Source organism: uncultured Bradyrhizobium sp., assembly GCF_936928535.1.
Taxonomy (GTDB): Bacteria; Pseudomonadota; Alphaproteobacteria; order Rhizobiales; family Xanthobacteraceae; genus Bradyrhizobium.
Genome location: NZ_CAKZHY010000167.1, coordinates 86,853 through 103,859 on the forward strand (window position 1 = coordinate 86,853; position 17,007 = coordinate 103,859).

At 58.7% G+C, this 17,007-nt stretch carries 17 protein-coding genes and 2 pseudogenes; 12 read left to right on the plus strand and 7 right to left on the minus strand.

Annotated features, from left to right (window positions below; all coding sequences use genetic code 11):
• Positions 1-539: 539 nt before the first annotated feature.
• Positions 540-1,169, plus strand: a complete 630-nt coding sequence (locus Q0687_RS31730; RefSeq protein WP_298885681.1) for a transposase — start codon at positions 540-542, stop codon at positions 1,167-1,169.
• Between the two features lie 179 nt (positions 1,170-1,348).
• Here Q0687_RS31730 and Q0687_RS31735 read toward each other — a convergent pair whose 3' ends face one another.
• Positions 1,349-1,672 (minus strand): helix-turn-helix transcriptional regulator, encoded by a 324-nt coding sequence (locus Q0687_RS31735; protein WP_298885642.1) that lies wholly within the window; start codon positions 1,670-1,672, stop codon positions 1,349-1,351.
• A gap of 412 nt (positions 1,673-2,084) precedes the next feature.
• Between Q0687_RS31735 and Q0687_RS31740 the strand changes: the two genes are divergently transcribed.
• From Q0687_RS31740 to Q0687_RS31765, 6 genes and pseudogenes are all read left to right on the plus strand, one after another.
• A complete protein-coding gene (locus tag Q0687_RS31740; protein WP_298885644.1) occupies positions 2,085-3,317 on the plus strand; it encodes a hypothetical protein in 1,233 nt (410 codons plus the stop codon).
• Positions 3,318-3,329: 12 nt separating this feature from the next.
• Positions 3,330-5,081, plus strand: a complete 1,752-nt coding sequence (locus tag Q0687_RS31745) for a CHAT domain-containing protein (RefSeq protein WP_298885646.1) — start codon at positions 3,330-3,332, stop codon at positions 5,079-5,081.
• A gap of 11 nt (positions 5,082-5,092) precedes the next feature.
• Complete coding sequence (locus tag Q0687_RS31750) at positions 5,093-5,491, plus strand: hypothetical protein (protein WP_298885648.1); 399 nt, start codon at positions 5,093-5,095, stop codon at positions 5,489-5,491.
• Positions 5,492-5,998: 507 nt separating this feature from the next.
• Positions 5,999-6,374, plus strand: a pseudogene (locus tag Q0687_RS31755) (addiction module antidote protein).
• A 193-nt stretch (positions 6,375-6,567) separates the two neighbouring features.
• Complete coding sequence (locus Q0687_RS31760) at positions 6,568-6,864, plus strand: hypothetical protein (protein WP_298885650.1); 297 nt, start codon at positions 6,568-6,570, stop codon at positions 6,862-6,864.
• Positions 6,865-7,809: 945 nt separating this feature from the next.
• On the plus strand, positions 7,810-7,992 hold the full coding sequence (locus Q0687_RS31765; RefSeq protein WP_298885652.1) for a hypothetical protein: 183 nt from the start codon (positions 7,810-7,812) through the stop codon (positions 7,990-7,992).
• A 375-nt stretch (positions 7,993-8,367) separates the two neighbouring features.
• On the opposite strand, the gene Q0687_RS31770 is transcribed toward Q0687_RS31765, so the two are convergent.
• From Q0687_RS31770 to Q0687_RS31780, 4 genes and pseudogenes are all read right to left on the minus strand, one after another.
• Positions 8,368-8,571, minus strand: a complete 204-nt coding sequence (locus Q0687_RS31770) for a cold-shock protein (RefSeq protein ID WP_298885654.1) — start codon at positions 8,569-8,571, stop codon at positions 8,368-8,370.
• 207 nt (positions 8,572-8,778) lie between these two features.
• A complete protein-coding gene (locus Q0687_RS35930; protein ID WP_363324027.1) occupies positions 8,779-9,015 on the minus strand; it encodes an HK97 family phage prohead protease in 237 nt (78 codons plus the stop codon).
• A 1,447-nt stretch (positions 9,016-10,462) separates the two neighbouring features.
• Positions 10,463-10,951, minus strand: coding sequence for a bacterioferritin (gene bfr / locus Q0687_RS31775; protein WP_298885656.1), 489 nt, complete (start codon positions 10,949-10,951; stop codon positions 10,463-10,465).
• A 156-nt stretch (positions 10,952-11,107) separates the two neighbouring features.
• Positions 11,108-11,334, minus strand: a pseudogene (locus Q0687_RS31780) ((2Fe-2S)-binding protein).
• Positions 11,335-11,824: 490 nt separating this feature from the next.
• Here Q0687_RS31780 and Q0687_RS31785 point away from each other — a divergent pair.
• The 5 genes from Q0687_RS31785 (at position 11,825) to Q0687_RS31805 (ending at position 15,969) form a co-directional block, all read left to right on the plus strand.
• A complete protein-coding gene (locus Q0687_RS31785; RefSeq protein WP_298885658.1) occupies positions 11,825-12,157 on the plus strand; it encodes a hypothetical protein in 333 nt (110 codons plus the stop codon).
• A gap of 109 nt (positions 12,158-12,266) precedes the next feature.
• Positions 12,267-13,499, plus strand: coding sequence for an MFS transporter (locus Q0687_RS31790; RefSeq protein ID WP_298885660.1), 1,233 nt, complete (start codon positions 12,267-12,269; stop codon positions 13,497-13,499).
• Positions 13,500-13,590: 91 nt separating this feature from the next.
• Entirely contained in the window at positions 13,591-14,508 is a 918-nt protein-coding gene (locus Q0687_RS31795; RefSeq protein ID WP_298885662.1) for an NADP-dependent oxidoreductase, read from the plus strand.
• Positions 14,509-14,773: 265 nt separating this feature from the next.
• The gene (locus tag Q0687_RS31800; protein WP_298885664.1) at positions 14,774-15,469 is read left to right on the plus strand and encodes a glutathione S-transferase N-terminal domain-containing protein; all 696 of its coding nucleotides are present in this window, start codon (positions 14,774-14,776) and stop codon (positions 15,467-15,469) included.
• 29 nt (positions 15,470-15,498) lie between these two features.
• Complete coding sequence (locus tag Q0687_RS31805; protein WP_298885666.1) at positions 15,499-15,969, plus strand: pyridoxamine 5'-phosphate oxidase family protein; 471 nt, start codon at positions 15,499-15,501, stop codon at positions 15,967-15,969.
• 397 nt (positions 15,970-16,366) lie between these two features.
• On the opposite strand, the gene Q0687_RS31810 is transcribed toward Q0687_RS31805, so the two are convergent.
• Together Q0687_RS31810 and Q0687_RS31815 are read right to left on the minus strand one after the other, a co-directional pair.
• Positions 16,367-16,576, minus strand: a complete 210-nt coding sequence (locus tag Q0687_RS31810) for a hypothetical protein (protein WP_128935376.1) — start codon at positions 16,574-16,576, stop codon at positions 16,367-16,369.
• Positions 16,573-16,761, minus strand: coding sequence for a hypothetical protein (locus Q0687_RS31815; RefSeq protein WP_298885673.1), 189 nt, complete (start codon positions 16,759-16,761; stop codon positions 16,573-16,575). Before Q0687_RS31815 ends, Q0687_RS31810 begins: the two co-directional genes overlap by 4 nt.
• Between the last annotated feature and the right edge of the window lie 246 nt (positions 16,762-17,007).

A 17,007-nucleotide genomic window follows, 5' to 3' on the forward strand; every position in this document is an offset into this window, starting at 1 on the left:
ACGAAAGCGAGGAAGGCGCGGGGTGATTTCATCGGCTGAATTTTCAATTGTGACCACATTGCGACCGCGAGGCGGACTGCCACATTTGCGCGGAATCGACCGGCTCGCGTACGTAAATTCGTGCATCAATTGGGTCGCAGGCGGTCATTTGGCCACCTGTAGGCGAATGAAAGTGATCGAAATGACCTGAAAACCGGCATTTTGCCACCAAGATAGATGGGGCAGAGTGCGCATGTAGTGGTTTAGCAAAAGTATGCGCATCTGGCTGAGAATGCAAATGTCCTCGTGAAATCAGTTCCTTACGTTGCCGAGCGGCTTCCGATAAAGTGTCCGTGTACCGAATTGCGTGCAGAAATTACGTGCGCTTAGATGAGATGCCGCCGATTGGATTGAACTAAACTCGCCCGCAAATCACAGCCGAGCGCTTCACTTGGGCGACCCGGGATGAGAAGATAAAAATATAAAAATAGGGACAGCTTAAAACCGAGGGCGCCTTGCCCCGTACCGCCCGCCTAATTGCAGTTGGTCACCCCCACCACGTGACCCATCGCGGTTTAAAGCGTCAACGCGTGTTCTTTGACGAGTCGGACTACGGAAGCTACCTGCGCATCCTGCATCAAGTAACGCAGCGAACCGGCACGGCGATCTGGGCCTATTGCCTAATGCCCAATCATGTTCATCTGATCCTAACCCCCTCCACCCCCGAGGGCCTAGGTCGCTGCATGGGCGAAGCGTCTCGCAGCTTCGCGCGGCTCGTAAACCGCAGGCAAGACCACGTCGGCGCGCTCTGGCAAAGCCGCTTCTATTCCGCAGCACTCGGTGAAGCGCACCTGCTTGAGGCGGCTCGTTACATTCTGCTAAATCCGGTTCGCGCCGAGCTGTGCGGGCATCCAGCACTCTGGCCATGGTCGAGCTACCGCGCACACCGGGCCGAATGTTCGGACATCGTCGAGGTCGCAGCGCTTGCTAGCCGCGTCTGCGACTGGGAGGCATTTCTCGCCAAAGGCACGACGCGAGATGCGGCCAACCAGATCCGGACCGCCGTCACGACAGGTCGCCCGATGGGAAACCGAGGTTTCACGGAGGACATCGCCCGCGCGTATGGCGTGAAACTTCCTGATCGAGGGCCCGGACGCCCTTCAAAAAAGGCGAAGATCCCAGAAGCGTGATGCGCGACGAAGCGAATAGTGTGCGGCCGGCTTTTTGCCGCAGAGCCGCATCGCACCTCGCGGAGATCGCGCTACCCATTCCTTGGCTTTTGGGAAGGATAAGACGATTGCGGCGACCTAGCAGCAGTCGCCGCCTCCACGTCACAAATGCGCCTGGTGGCAGAGGTTCGCCGAGTTGCTCAGCGCGGCAGCGATTTCAAAGGGCGACCCGGTCTCTTCTTGGCATCCTTTTTCCGGACCCGTGCAGGCGGCTTCGTCCCCTGTGTGAGTACGGTACCTTGCGGCAGCAGGAGTTCTGCGACCTGCAAGTCTAGTGCGGAGGCGATCTTGTGCAGCGACAGCAGGGTGGGATTGGCTTTTTCGGCCTCTATCTCGCTGACCAGCGCCTGACGCAAGCGAGACTCGTTGGCAAGGTCGTACTGCGACCACGATTTGCGCAGCCGAAATTCTTGCACGTTATGCGCAAGCAACTGCCTGGTATATGCCGGAGTCCGACGCCTCATCCGGCAGGATGATGCATTTCGCGCGGCCGGACAAAACACGCTCTACCGTATGAAATACGGTTTAGCGTGTCCTATGCACCGATTTTGTTGATGGGCCCGCACTCTTTGCGGCCTCGCTGGCGGGGGCGAACCAGCCCAAAACCTGTGAGGCTCGCCTTATCCGCAACCGCCGTCGCAACTCGGAACAACCCGTCCCATGACCCGGCCAATTGGAACGGCCTGGCAGCGCAGCCGGCGCCGCTATCGATAGTCAGGATTTCGAAGATGGTGCGGTCGCCGGTTGTCAAGTCGGCAGTTCACGCTCGTAGAGAGAATAAAGTCGTGCCGCCAAGCATCGCTTCGGGGTAGCATACTCCCCACGATACACGGACCTACAAGAGCGCGTCGCAGCCCCGAACTGCAAGAGGCCCTCATGTTAACCAACATTCAATTCTATCTCGATCAGATTGCCTTCGCGGCTGACTTGTCGCGCGCATTGCCTGGAGAGGCTCTCAAGCGGTTGCAGGATCTCGAACGAGAGATCGCAAATTGCGAGCGAAGACGGCTGGCAGAAGCGCAGGAAGCGGACCGCGCCGCGCAAGCGAGTTGGGCAAATCTTTCAGCACGGCTTTCGGGCGTCGGCGTTCGGCCAGATCCCTATCGGCCGCGCCAGATGCCGACCCCGGATGCGCGATCGCAGCCCTTCCTGCAGTTCGCGCGTCGAATGGCATGGGTGCGGCAAACGATGAAACCACTCGCCTTTCATCTATTGATTCCGCTCGAACCCGGGGTTGAGGCGCAGGCCCGCGCGATCGGACCGGATCTGGGGTCTATCCTGGACCGAAGAGTAGACAATGTTCGGGCGCTCCAGGACGCTGCCGCATCGGCCGATACCTTTATTCAGCTTTCAACGGACGTGCCCTCTCGTTGGGAAAATCCATCCACCATCCAGCGTGAGCTGAGCTTGGAAGCGATCGGAGCACTGGAACTCGCCGGGCGCGCCGCTGCGTTTCTCGACCAGAACAAGAAGGCCGCCGACTTCCGCATGCGGGCCGCAACGCTATGTCGGGAGCTTCAACTCGTCGAACGTTGCGACAGCAACATCATCGCCAGAGTCTGGGCGGGAGTTGCGGCGGATGAACCCGCGGGAGATATGTTGGCCATCCTCGATTTCCCATTCGGAAGGCCCGTGCTCTGGGATCCGACAAAAACCGACGTCCTATCCCTGATCGGCACTCCTTCGCGCAAACCGATACCTTCTATATTAGCTGGCCTGACGTTTCCGGTGCTCCAAGCATACGATTACGGCCCAGCGACGACTTTGGTCGGCGCAGAAGCCCGGGTGGTGCGGGCTCGGCTGCATCAGGCCTTGAACGAGGATCAAGAAGCAATTCGGTTGCTTGAAGAAGCTAAGGCTGTCGTGGAGCCCAAAGGGCAAGTCGAGTGCCCCGATCGGAACGCGTTCGCCACGATAATGCTGAAGGCCATGACCCTTCAAACGGAGGGCAATTCTTATCTTGCCGAAATTCAGCATCTCACCGAGCTGACCCGCAAACGCGCATTAGCGATGTCCTATTGTGAAACGGCGGGGCTGGCCTACGCCGATATCAATCGGCAGAAATCTGACCGTTACAAGCGAACTGCGATACAGATCGCCAGTATGTAGAGACACCGCGATATGAGCGAGACGGTGCTCGTTTCGATGCGGCTTGAGGATGTGCGCTCTGCGCTCGGCCGCGCACGTCGAGGATCGATTGAAAGTGCTTTGATTGAGGAAAGCAAGTCGATCCTGCGGGAGGCGGAGCGTATCGGCAAACCCGCTCTTGCGGCGCATGCCGCAGCGTCGCTTGCGCGTGTTCTGACGAGCGACGGACAGATAGATGCGGCACTGGCGGCGATCGCGCGCGGGCGGCAGGCAACGGCGGGTTGCGATGTCCCGGCCGCTTCCGTGGAACTGGATCTGCGGGAGGCGGAAGCGCATCAGCAACGCGCATTGTCGGACCCGGTGAGCGACGTCTCGGGTCGCGCCTGGCAGCGCGCGTTGGCGTGTTGCCGGCGGGCTCTGAGCATCGTCGAAATTGAGCGTGTGGGCGCCGATGCGCCCTATCTGCAGGCCGGGTTCATGCGCGGCCGTACCCGCCTGTACGAAATCGGTACAATGGCATTGCTCGGCCTTGGAGACAAAGCGGCAGCCATACAACTGCTGGACAGTGCCAAGGCTCGCGGCCTCGCGCCCCGCGGAAGCCCTTCAGCTCATATGGCAGAGGCGCTCCAGGCGTTCCGTGCAGCTGCGGACCCGCAGCCGCGGATGCAGGCCTGGCGAGCATTGATGAGGCGGCGGACCGCCCCACAGACATTCTCCGGCGTTGCCATTGCGGATGCTCAAGCAGCCCTCGACGAGGATCAAGCGGCTCTGTGGTGGGGCTGGCTCGATGATGCAACCTTGCTGATCGCCGCCTTCGATCGCGATGGGTGGGATGCAGCGGCTTATCCCGTATCAGCCAGGCTCCGTCTGATGATGCGATCGATCGCTCGCGAGGTCATTGAGGGAATAGGCGGCGGCTCCGCAATGGCGGCCATGGAGCGGCCCTCGCTCCGTCGCCTCCTGCTGCCGTCCTGGGTTGAAGCAATAGTTCTTAGGCGCCGACGGATCGTTCTCTGCCCTCATCGTGTGCTGCACGGCCTTCCACTGCAGCTCATACCGACCCGTGAAGGCCCGCTCGGTCTGGCACGCGGGATATCGTTCATGCCGTCCCTTTCTGCTCTGACCACGCCCATTCCGGTAGCTCGGTCGGGGCTGGCCACGGTCTACGCGACCGAGTTTCAGGACAATCGAAGTCTGCCGGAGACTGCAGAGATTGCGACGGCCGCATCGACGCAGGAGCGGGAGCGAGGTGGGGTGACCATCTCGATCAATGCCAACCTGCCGGCGCGAGATCTCGTTCTCCAGATGTCTGACAGCGGAGAGCTGCGGAAAATGCGCGAGGTCTGGTTTTGCTGCCACGGACAGAACCTCCTCCAAAGCTCACCTCTGGAGAGCCAGCTGGAATTGGGTAAGGAGTACCTGGATGGCCTGGATTTGGCGACGCTTGATCTCGCCGCCGACATCGTCGTGCTGCTCGCATGTCACGCAGGAAAGCGGGCCGTGAGGGCACTCGGAATGCCGAGCCTACCCGCCGACGACCTCCTTGGATTACAAGGAGCCTTGCGGGTCGCAGGAGCGCGGCAACTCCTTGCACCTCAATGGCCCATCGAGCCCCGCCTGCTGGCAGCCGTGCTTCCCAGAATGCATGCGCTCCGAAGCGAGCCGAGGGACATCGCACTGCAAGTCGCCTTGGCGGAATTCGTCGCACGCGGGAATTCGGTTGAAAAGCTCCCGGCGCGCTGGGCTCCGTTACAGCTCATCGTATTCGGACAACCACACCCCTGAAAGGAACTCTTATGTCCGCTGCCGAGCCACTTCTTTTTCAATTCACGGCCGATCCAGACACCTCGCCAGCGACGCTGGAGCAATATCGCCACGCTCTGGAAGCTGAGTTGAAAAAAATACCGGACATTGAGATCGTGGAGACAGCTGAGACCAGAACAATGGGCGACGGCACCATTCTCGGCGTGATCGCGCACGTCACACCTTATTTGAAGGATGGAACGCTCGCTGTCGGCGCTCTGACGACATTGCTGGTAAGTGTGCGCAAGCTGGCGACCGAGCTCGGTGTTTGGCGAGACGTACTCATCGAGCCGAAAGGACACCGAAAGGTGAAGCTGACTGAAGGAAAAGAGGCTGAAATCGCTTCGAAGGTACGACCTAAAAAGCGGAGCGAAGCGAAATCGAAGCGTTAACGTGTCTATGGGGTGAGCGGAAATCGACAGACGAACACCACGTGGACAAGACATTCAGACAATTCGATGACATCGCTAGGCCTGAGTTGTCTTTACGCCTGAATCTCAACGATCGAATACGGCAACTCCGATCCGATGCTCAAACTGGCGGATAGATCGCCTGAGGACTGATGTCGAACGCACTAAGACTCGGCGGCCCGCCGTAGGCTGGCCAGCGAGGCGTCGAACCCTGCTGTTAGGAGCACGATCGCGATCACCGCCGCGTCGCTTGCAATGGCTTGACCGCTCGACCGGCAGATCATACGCGTCCGGGCGAGACCCTGGTCCCGCAAGCTCGCCCTTGACTCGGTGGTTGGCAGCCAGATCGAGCGAGAAACGACGGCATTGAGTTGTTGCTGCGGCATTTGTATCTTATAAAATGCGGCGTGGCGTAGGTTAGAGAAACTGACCAATTGTCTTAATCCGTTAGTGATTTGGAGCGCTCGCCAGTGGTGTTGGAGAAGAGCAATGGCCAAAACTAGACCATTTGACGCATCCGAGTATCTGGACAGTCCTGAGGCGATCGCCGCTTACCTAAGCGAAGCCTTTGAAACCAATGATCCAGGCTTTGTCACCGACGCTATCGGCATTGTTGCCCGCGCGCGCGGTATGTCCGCTCTTGCTAAGGATACAGGTCTTTCACGCTAAGGCCCTTAGTCCAGAGGGACATCCCGAGTTCAGCACCATTATGAAAGTACTTGGTTCTCTTGGCGTCGAATTGCACGCCCAACCGAAAGGCGTATTCGGGTCCCTGCCATATAAGGGGCCAGCAAAGTCGATCGCGGATATGGAGGCGGGGATCGCCGCGGAGGCGAAACGGCGGCATGCTCGCAATCGATACTAGTCTCATCATGCGCTATCTGGTGGGCGACGATCCCACCTGCCATTGGCGCGGCAGGTCAATCCGTCGATAATCCCCCTGGTGCTTTTGTGCGCGTCCAACGACGTGCCGAGCAGAGATCGCCGGACAAGCCCTCATTCCGGCCCTGCACTGACATTGAACAATTGTTATATTTTGCTCAACGCTGGTGGTTGCTATGGTTACGCGGACCCGCACGTCTACAGAGACCAAGGAGCACATTGCGCTTAAGCGCAACCGGCTGGTGCTCGAACAGGCGCGCGCTGTCGGGCTGCTCGGTGGGGCAAAGAAGGCGCGATTGTCCGGCCGGGTGCCCGCAGGCCTGATAGAAGCTGCAAAGAAGCGGGCTCACGTATCTTCCGATACCGAACTTCTAGAGCTCGCGTTGTCGCGTCTGGCACTCGAGGACGATTTCGGCGCGCGCCTTGTCAGGCGCAAGGGAAGCGTCCCGGCAGACATCGATCTTGCCATTTGATCTCCAGGGAACGTTGCGGAGGCTGAAGCCGGACAAGCGTTTGGAGCGGTTGACGCGACGAGCAGATTCCGAGCTTGCTTGGGCATCCGACCGCCAACACTTCTTCGGAGATGCCTCCTTATGCGACTCCGGATCGGCAAGCCTGTTATACAGATGTCGGTTTGGGTTGAGTCTGAGTCATTCACGCTGGATTCGAGTCTGCCACCTCTCTGGGGCAAGAACGACGAGCGCTTTGCGTGCGCGAGAACCACACCGCGGCAAACGCGGCTCCTCCAATGGCGGCGGCACGGCGTAGTAGGCCATCAGCTTGAGTTGACCGCTGAGCTTGGACTGGTGTAGCGCGATCTCTTGGACGGTCTGAAGACCCTCTGTGGACCGAGCTTGACGAACCGAGAAAAAATTCGGTGGCCGGCGTACCCTGCTCGGCCTTCGAGCACGCTACCCGCTGACGGTGGTGCGAAATGGCACCTGCAAGTGCGGCTCGACCACAGAGCCCGGCGGCCATTCGGAGCACCTGTACTCGAAGCGCGAAACGGCACAATTCTAGTGGTGCGGCAACAGGCATAACGCGCCCGCCAATAAAAGTGTTATTCAGCGCGCGGTTTGCCCCCCGATCGGCGCCAAAGGTTGACCGCGGCCAACGCAGCCGAATTCATTGAACCATCACGGGAATGTTCATCAGGTATGGCGTCAATTTTGTAAGCTGATGGGGGTCAAAGTTCGGCGCTTATTCACAGCTAAACCCACCGCCTCCGCCACCGGCCCGATTCATATCGCTTTGGAATTGGTCTAGCTTTGCGCCGAGTTGCACCACGAGATCGTTTGACATTTGACATCCAAAAGGAAGGCGCGCGGTTATTTCTGCCACGCCAATGAAAATGCGCGGTATTGCGTGATAAACACGTTGTGTTAAACGGTGCCCATCGACAATGAAGGAGCGCCGCGTTGGCTAAGAAAACGAAGAAGACCGTTCGCCGCGAGTGGACGAAGGACGATATTAAAAGCCTTAAGTCGCACTCAAAGGCCCGCACTCCCGTCGCGAAAATTGCGAAGGAAATGAAGCGCACTGTTGGCGCGCTACGCCAGAAGGCGCTCAATCTAGGAATGGGGCTTGGGCATCAGCGGTGATTGAAGGTTGGCTGTATCGATTCCGTCAGAAGCGACTAGCCAGATTTCGATATTAAATTCGACATCAATCCGACGCGATCGGGTGCAGACTATCGACCCTGCGATGAGGCCTTGGGGGGAATTCATGGCCTCGCACGTGAGGTTGAGGGCTCGCTTTAGCCAGCCCCGGCGGGCCCTCCCTCTCTTCCGTCAACAAGACTGACGTACGCGCAACATTTTCCAGAGTGTGACATCACCGACATTGCACCCTGGCAGAGTCGCGATAGGGTAGTTCTGCCGGGGCTGGATCCCATATTTCACTTACAAATTTTAGCCCGGCAGGCCGCAGTGGTTCGCCGCTGCGGCCTTTTTTGTTTGAAAAGCAAATTGGGTGCGTCACCCGATCCGGAGGTTCTCCGCCGAGTCTTTGCCGCGATTGTTCACGACGTCGTAGCTCACTTTGGCGCCCTCTGCGAGCGAACTGAAACCAGCCTTCTCCACCGCTGAAATGTGGACGAATACATCCTTGCCGCCGTTATCAGGCTGTATAAACCCATATCCCTTCGTGGGGTTAAACCACTTTACCGTACCCATAGCCACTTAACTTCTCCATTTTCAAAAGCCAAAACTAGTGCTCGAATTTCGACGAAAGAAAGGCTGGGCACCCGACCATGATAAGCAGTTGCGCTCGCAGTTCGAGGGCGACGTCGACCGGCTCAGTGTCAAAGCTGATCAACGAGCGCGGCTCGCGGTCCAGCGGACTGGCGAAGAATTTTGAGCGGCCCAACGCCTTCGCCAACTCGATCTTTAAATCCCGCAACTCGTACGGATCGCTGATGGAGAGAGGTCCGCATCTAGCTCGAAGGCTAACCCGATCGGTGTATCCTTCAGCCGGAGCGTCCCCGCAGTTTGCCTCGCAACTACGCGTGCCCAATCATGAGCAATCAGTGCCAGCACGTGTCCGTTCTGGGTCGTCTTGGCAAAGGCTCCAGGGACGATCTTCTCGAAATACCCCTCGGCGATCGTTGTCGGCTCGTCTATCACGCAGCGTAGCCCTAATTAAAGATCCGGCTTTCTCCGCTGGAGCGCTGCGGACTTCAGTATCAGCGGCCCGCAAACTTCGCCTCCATGGCGGCTCGTTTCGCCGCCCTTCTCCCGCTTGCTCCTTTGCAGGGCTCTGGCAATCGCGAGTGGACCTGGATCGTCTAAGTTTAGACCGCGGAGGGTATGGCGCGGGTGAGCGGACGCAAACATTTGAGCCAACCCGGAGGTCGCCTACTGCCCGTCCATAAGCATGTAGCTGCAGTTGTCGGCTTTCTTTGCCTTTTCTGCCGTACCGTCATCGGCCCAAGCTGCGCCCAGCGATGCAAGGGCGGCGCCCGCGATTATCGGTGTACGCATCTCATTCCCTTTCCTGGACGCGCTCCGGCCCTTCGATCCTAGGTGGCGAGGTGGTACATGGTCAGCATAGCCGATCTAAGGCAGCTCAGTGGTGCGATGGCGCACCCTTAGCTTGCCCGCTGGGCTATCTCGAGGCCCGCGCAAATGATCATTCCCCACAAGGCGAAATTAACCTGCAAAGCGAGTGCCATTTTTGGCCTCCCGACTTCGGCCCGTAAACGAGCGCGCGACGTAGCTCGAACATTGGGTCCATGACGCGTCAAAGGAAAATCTCCTCTCGCTATGGAGTCGATAGCCAATCGTTATTGGCGGAAGTGATAGGTCCGCCACGTGAACCGGCGGGCCCTGAAGCGCGGGCGCATTGCGATAGAATCGTGCCACTATGCCCGTCTAGTCTCCATCCTTTCGAGAGGCTACGTGATGTCTCATTTCATGATGGACTGTTACTTCCCCGATGTGACGCATCCCGGCGGATTGGCGTGCGATTCTTTGCTGATCAGGGCCTCCAAGGAGGCCGATGCGATCGCAGAAGCCAAGAGGATTGCGGTCTGGAAGAAACCTGTCCGCTTCGACGTGCGATCCGTCAGCAGGGACGGAGACAAAATGATATTCGCTTCATAAACGAGCGCAGAACCGAAGCCCGCCCCCCTCTCTCTTCGAGGCTCCCTCTCGTGCGTTCCGGCACCGTAGGCAGATTAAAGCAAAGTGCGAGCTCGGCGGTACCGTCGGTAAGCTAGGCCAGCACCGGTTCGGGACGATAGGCCGACGGCCCAGGCGCCGAGTACAGTGGGTCGTCCTCGGGGTGGGTAAGCGTCATAATCGTGCCGTAGACACGCCCCTGCAAGTTGGGCGCCAAAGTCGCACGCTCTCCTATTCTGAGCTCGAAGCGCTCCACATAGGCCTGCTTGACTCCAGAGGGCCGAAGCCCCTTCCCTTTGATCGCGTCCGGGTCCGTGAACAGCCCTTAGAAGAAAACGCTGACGTGTACTGTACGGTTGCCTACAATCGAGCACAACTGAAGCGTGAGCGGCACAAATCACTACAGCTGCTCGTCGCCACACCTCTTCGATTGCCGTGACGGCGCGACAATTCAGTGCTCTTCAGTCTTGAGCCCGCCGACATGCTTCTGGGTGTAGAGCTCGAGGCCGATGCGGCCGATTAGATCGAGCTGGGTTTCAAGGAAGTCGATGTGATGTTCCTCATCGGTCATCAGCGTCTCGAACAGGTCTCGCGTAACGTAGTCCTTGACGCTGTGGCAATAGGTCGCCGATTCCTCATAGAGGGCACGTGCGCTCATCTCTGCGGCGAGATCGCACTCGACAATCTCCTTGACGTTCTGGCCGATGCGCAGGGGATCGAGCACCTGCATGTTTGGGAAACCATCGAAGAAGATGATGCGGTCGGTGAGCTTGTCAGCGTGCTCCATCTCCTCGATGGACTCCTTGCGCCAGACCTTAGCCATCTCTAGGAGACCCCAATTATTCAGAAAGCGGTAGTGCAGCCAGTACTGATTAATTGCCGTGAGCTCGTGACGCAGTGCCTTGTTGAGATACTCGATGACTTTTGGGTCGCCCTGCATGATGAACTCCAATACTTGAGGCCCGTTCTTGCCCTCGCAAGTTTAGAACGATTCTGACGAAGAACAAGCAGACAGGCATTCTCTGGGCGTGAAACTCAGAGGCGCCTGTCCAGCAAATCAAGGGAACCTAAGGCTATTTTCGACGCGAGTTTGCGCTCATTTATCCTTGGTCCGACCATGCGGGCAGCCAGCCTGACAGGCTAGTGCACCCTCCCCGTACGCCCCGTCGATAATCGTCCTCATGGTGTGCGCACAACGGCCGCATTCAGCGCTGCAACCGGGGTGCCCATAGATCTGCTTGGCATGCGCAGCGCGGCGTCAGCAGTGTTCACTGCTTGGCGGAGATCCCGGTCGCTGAAGACATTACAGGAGCAGATGATCATGAAACTCGAAGGAAGACCCTCAGTGATACGGCGTCACCGATAGGAGACGAATCCAGTGCGCGTCGGAGGCCCCAAACAAGGACAAGATGGTTGCGTGTCGACCGCCTGGGAAGTCGGCGTTGACCTTTGATCTTTTGACGTCAGCAAAAAATCTACTTGGTCAGTCGGGGGCGACCGGTAACTACAGATCGGACGGAGGACACAGAAGCACCGCTACACGCCGGCGGAAGATCAACCCTTTCGGTTAACTTGAGTACTGTCGCCGCACAATTCCCCCCACTATGGAAACCATAAGTACTGGCTATTGGAAACTTTCGAGCCGCGCTGCGACCTTGACAGTCACTCAGTCGAATAACGACCAGTACAACCGTTTCAGCCAACACGAGCAGGAGACCCTGATGTCCGGACCCAATCCGCTCGCTTCCAAACCAGGAGAGATTCTGACGCGCTGCTCGAGCGTTTCACTCCGAAGGTCAGCGCGATGATGCCAGTGTATGACCAAAATCCCGTCTTCATCACGAGTGACGGACGAACTACCAACGAAATCGCCGCCCGACTCGATTGCGATCTCGAGTACAGATTGCCGCTCAAGGCCAGCGCGCGTCATGTGTACGTTGCCGGCGATTTCGCCCTGATCGTGCTGGATCGGTCAATCGGTGGCAAAGGTCTAAGTCGCAAATACGTTGGAGGCTCAGCGAGCGGCGTCATACGTCGCGCGGATCGACGGTGGCAGTACCTGATCGACAATAACCAAAGGACGGCTGTGGCAGCGCTCAGCGATGCACCCACTCGTCAGCTTGGCACCAATATCACCGCCACCTAGTGAAGCAAACCAACCGGAGAACTCGGTCCTGAAATTCTTTGGAAGACGACCGATTCGCTACTCCATGCAAAACTTGCCACCAGTGATCAGCCAGTCTCACCGGAGCGGAATGCTCCCGCTTGCATTTTCATCAGCGGTAGTTTCCTTGGTGGTCTCATTCGCCGCAGCGGCCGCTCCGGTCCCCCTTTACAACACCTACCGGACAGAAGACGGGTTCACTAACGCCGGTATTTCGATGGCCGTCGTCGCGTACGCCGTTGGCACCATATCCGCACTGTTGGTGCTGGGGCGGCTGTCTAATCATCTGGGCCGGCGAGTCACTGCGATCAGTAGCCTCAGTCTTCTCCTGCTCGGCTGTGTGCTGTTGCTGAATGTGCACAACATCGACACTCTGCTGGCCGGTCGGCTCCTCGTGGGCCTCGGCACCGGGTTGGCTAGCAGCAGTCTGACCTCCTACATCGTCGATGCGGCACCCAGGAGACCGGAATGGTTGGCGTCCGTTGTCACCAGCCAAGGACCGATGCTCGGCGTCGCCATCGGCGCCATAGCATCTGGCGCCCTTGTCGAGTTCGGCCCCTGGCCCCGCGAGCTAATCTACCAGGTCTGCATTTGCTTCCTATTACTGTCTGTTGCACTCATCGCAATCAGTCCGGAAACAACAACTCCGATTCCGGGCGCTTGGCGATCGCTGTTACCCGAGGTCAGCGTACCGGCGCGGGTCAGGCATCTGCTCCCTGTCGCCGCGGCCGTGTTTCTGGCCACATGGGCCAGCGGGGGCTTCTACCAAGCGTTCATGCCTGCCCTTGTACACGATGAACTCAACACGCGTAGCCCTCTGATCCTCGGGCTCGTGTTTGCTGCCTATATGTCCCCCAGCGTTCTCGGCGCTCCCATCGGTGGGTGGTTCACGTCTGCGGTAGCCCAACGCGTCGGTATGATCACTTTCATGGCTGGAATGATCGGCATCAGTACTGCCATCTCGGCCGGCACACTGGTGTTGTTCATCGCCGCGACCATGGTTGCCGGTGCAGGCCAGGGCATCGCCATCAGCGCAGCCACTCGCGGCCTCCTGCACGGCAGCGACCAGGCCGAACGGGCACCGATCTTCAGCACCATCTACCTTCTCTGCTACAGCGGCGCTGCCTTCCCTAGCCTCATCTCCGGCCAGCTTTCGAATACGTTTTCGCTGGTGCAGATCACGCTCGGATACGGCGGACTTGCCGTCGTTGCCACCCTGTTCACTGTTCTCGCTGCACGCAATCCGCGCGCCGACGGGACGGGAAAGAACACGTCCGATGGCTCGCGCGCTGCCGATTCACCAGTACAGGAAGCACCGTCATGACAATCGTCGCTGTCCTGGGCGCCGCCTTGTCCGGCTGAGCGCAGTTTGGCGCCGTAACATGCCAGCAATGAAACGATGAGGAGATCATTCCATGAAAGCGATCGTTGTGATGGACCAGGCTGCGGGAACGGCGGGGATGAAGCTAGTGGAACGGCCAGAACCGCAGGCGGCGATAAATGACGTCGTTGTTCAGGTTCACGCGTCTGGATTCACCTCAGGTGAGCTGACCTGGCCTTCGACCTGGACCGATCGGCTCGACCGTGATCGGTCGCCGACGATTCCCGGCCAGGAGCTGGCAGGTGTTGTCACGGCTCTCGGCTATGGCACGACCGGACTTTCGGTGGGACAACGGGTGTTCGGTCTCGCGGATTCGTATCGCGGCGGGACCTTGGCCGAGTACGTGGCCGTGGAGGTACGCAATCTCGCACCGCTGCCGGGCGACGTCGATTTCTCTGTGGGTGCGGCGGTAGCGATGCCGGGCCTCACCGCTTGGCAGGGACTGTTCGTGCATGGTCGGCTTCAAGCGGGGCAGAGCATTCTCGTGCACGGCGCGGCCGGCGCAGTCGGCTCGATGGTGACGCAGCTTGCACGAGATGCCGGTGCTTACGTCATCGGCACGGGACGGGCCGCCGACCGTCAGAAGGCACTCGATTTTGGCGCACAGGAGTTCGTCGACCTGGAGAAGGACGATCTCGAAGGCGTTGGCGGAGTCCACCTGGTTTTCGATGTCATCGGCGGCGACATCGGGAAGCGTTCCGCAGGTCTGGTTCGAAACGGAGGAACGCTGGTGACCATCGCCGGGCCAACCGAAGCGCGGCCAGCCGATGGCCTGGCCATCGACTTTGTTCTGGTGTCCGATCGCACCCAATTGAGTGAGATCGTTCAGCGAGTACGGGACGGACGGCTTCGTCCAAACATCGGCAACATCGCGAGCCTCGACGAGGCAGTCGCCGCATTCAATCCGACGCGGCGGATCAGCGGGAAGACGATTATCCGAGTTCGTCCGTGAGGAAGCAGCGAAGGCGAGCGGCCCTCCGCTCGTACATTGATTATCGACGCTTTCCCCGCAAACCGTATGACGCGTCGCGGCAAGCGGTGCCAAACCATTCGATCGTCTCTCAACTGATCTGCACGGTCGTGCCCGGCTTCATCCCCGACCTCGGCCGAATCGTTGCCCGCTGTTCTGGATCCAGCGGGCCAGTTCGGCTCGCATCCTGGTGGAGGATTAGTCCTTTACCGACCCGGTGCGGCTCCGTTTATCTAGGAGGAAGAAAGTGACAATCGACCATCCAATTTTTGCGCGCTGGCCGGCTCAGTATCCCGATCGGCTTCAACTCTTTTCCACCTCCACACCCAATGGAGTGAAGGTCGGCATCATGCTTGAGGAAACGAGCCTTGCTTACGAACCGCACCGGATCGACATCCTGGCGAACGAAACCCACGACCCGGCCTTTCTCGCGCTGAACCCCAACGGAAAGATTCCCGCAATATACGACCCTGATGGGCCCAGCGGAACGCCGCTCGCGCTGTTCGAATCCGGCGCAATCCTCCTCTACCTTGCCGACAAGACCGGACAATTCATCTCAGCCGATCCAAACACCCGGTATGAAACAATCCAGTGGGTAATGTGGCAGATGGGCGGAGTTGGGCCGATGTTCGGCCAGGTCGGCTTCTTCAACAAATTCGCCGGCAAGGCCTATGAAGACAAGCGCCCGCGCGACCGTTACGCAACCGAATCAGCGCGGCTGCTCGGTGTCCTAGACCAAAGGCTCGCGAGCCGAGACTGGGTAATGGGCGCTGACTACAGCATCGCCGACATTTCGCTGCTCGGCTGGGTGCGCAACTTGATCGGCTTCTACGAAGCACGCGATCTCGTCGGCTTTAACCGCTTTCTTCATGTGCAGGCGTGGCTCACCCGCGGGCTCGCCCGGCCGGCGGTGCAACGCGGGCTGAAAGTGACAGCTGGCTAGAAGGCCCACGAAGAAAAAGGAGGATCTCCATGATTGAAATCACTGCTGATATGGAGGCAATCATCAACCAGGCGATATTGTCGTTTGTCGCAACAGTCAATGAGGATGGAACGCCAAATCTTTCGCCGAAGGCATCCTTGACGGTCAAAAACGGCGTTCTCTACTTCGCCGACATCGCCTCGCCTCGGACAGTATTGAACTTGAAGCGAAATCCCGCTGTCGAAATTAACGTAGTCGACATCTTTCAGAGGCGCGGCTATCGCTTTAAGGGCCGTGCATTGATACTGCCGTCCGACGATAGCGAGTCCTTGATGATCGCCAACTGGGTTCGGGCGACGAATGGCTCAGAGTATCCTGTCGATCACGTTGTCAAAATCGAAATCACTTCAATCAGCCCATTGCTATCTCCAGCCCATGTCTTTGCCCGCCCTCCTCGAGGTCAGGGTGAAATCAGGAGCACCTACTATCAAAAGTACGGTGTGAAGCCCATCGGGACATAAGTGCCGCTACGCCAAAGATAGAGACCGGCCGAAACCGAGAGGCAAAAAGCCCGCAAAGATCCGAATCTTTATCTCGACCCCGGCGCACCGCAACTTTATCGATGGCCGCCCCATCGAAGTAGCGTCAAAATCGTCACTGGAGATAGCCCAAGAAGCCAAGCCACAGCCGGCGCACACGTGGCGATCGACTTCTCTCGCCGATGGGACCGCTCAGCTGCCGCCCACGGCGAATACTTCCACCAGAAAACTGATAATGACCGCCTTGTCGAGCTCGGCCGCGCTTATCTCATCGCCGTCCTGGCGGATTGCCTCCCGCCTAGACCCAGGTAAATTTACTCGTCGCTGATCGCGCGCAGAATCGCCGAAACTATTTTGGGAACAAAATCGGCCGGGGGACCTATGCGCCCCTGCCATCCTTTTTACCGAGTACGCATCGCCATGCTGCGAGCCGCTCGGTCGGATGCTGATTCATCCAGTCGGCGAGCTGCGGTGCGCCCATTAGGCAGGACTGCATCGAGATATCAGCGAAATTCGAGGTAGTGACGGTCTGCTCGTGGCAATTTGCTGGAGACGACAAGCTGCAAAGTACGGCGATGATCGCAATCATGATACGCCCCCATCGCCGCGATCGATTTCTGCTCCGGCCGGCATATAGATTGCGGATGCATCGTCTCGCCGCTCGGGGGCCGGATCAGTTGGCGGAAAGACGCTGTCGTAGAGGGCTCGGGCATCTCGAATAAGCCGAGCACGCTCCTGCTCGGGCCTTGGAACAAATCGCCTAACCTCTCCCATTTTTCACTCCTGTCATGCTAAGCTGATTTTCTCTCCAGTGACGTCGTCCTTTGACATCGCGTCCGAACCCGCGGCAGCAACGAGCGACAAGAACTAGTGACGAGACCGATACGTAAGACAGCGGTCGTTTAGCTCGGTCGAGTTAATACGCCATGGCACTGCGTTCCACCGCGCGGTCGGAACGATCCGCGTAGATGTAGAGCGGACGCGCCGTGCCTTCCACAACTTCGCGGGAAATCACGACTT

Bases quoted from the DNA above. Each gene is read 5' to 3' on its own strand.
- Q0687_RS31735 (WP_298885642.1), bottom strand. From the start codon at position 1,672: ATGAGGCGTCGGACTCCGGCATATACCAGGCAGTTGCTTGCGCATAAC.
- Q0687_RS31740 (WP_298885644.1), top strand. From the start codon at position 2,085: ATGTTAACCAACATTCAATTCTATCTCGATCAGATTGCCTTCGCGGCT.
- Q0687_RS31745 (WP_298885646.1), top strand. From the start codon at position 3,330: ATGAGCGAGACGGTGCTCGTTTCGATGCGGCTTGAGGATGTGCGCTCT.
- Q0687_RS31750 (WP_298885648.1), top strand. From the start codon at position 5,093: ATGTCCGCTGCCGAGCCACTTCTTTTTCAATTCACGGCCGATCCAGAC.
- Q0687_RS31760 (WP_298885650.1), top strand. From the start codon at position 6,568: ATGGTTACGCGGACCCGCACGTCTACAGAGACCAAGGAGCACATTGCG.
- bfr (WP_298885656.1), bottom strand. From the start codon at position 10,951: ATGCAGGGCGACCCAAAAGTCATCGAGTATCTCAACAAGGCACTGCGT.
- Q0687_RS31790 (WP_298885660.1), top strand. From the start codon at position 12,267: ATGCTCCCGCTTGCATTTTCATCAGCGGTAGTTTCCTTGGTGGTCTCA.
- Q0687_RS31795 (WP_298885662.1), top strand. From the start codon at position 13,591: ATGAAAGCGATCGTTGTGATGGACCAGGCTGCGGGAACGGCGGGGATG.
- Q0687_RS31805 (WP_298885666.1), top strand. From the start codon at position 15,499: ATGATTGAAATCACTGCTGATATGGAGGCAATCATCAACCAGGCGATA.
- Q0687_RS31810 (WP_128935376.1), bottom strand. From the start codon at position 16,576: ATGATTGCGATCATCGCCGTACTTTGCAGCTTGTCGTCTCCAGCAAAT.
- Q0687_RS31815 (WP_298885673.1), bottom strand. From the start codon at position 16,761: ATGGGAGAGGTTAGGCGATTTGTTCCAAGGCCCGAGCAGGAGCGTGCT.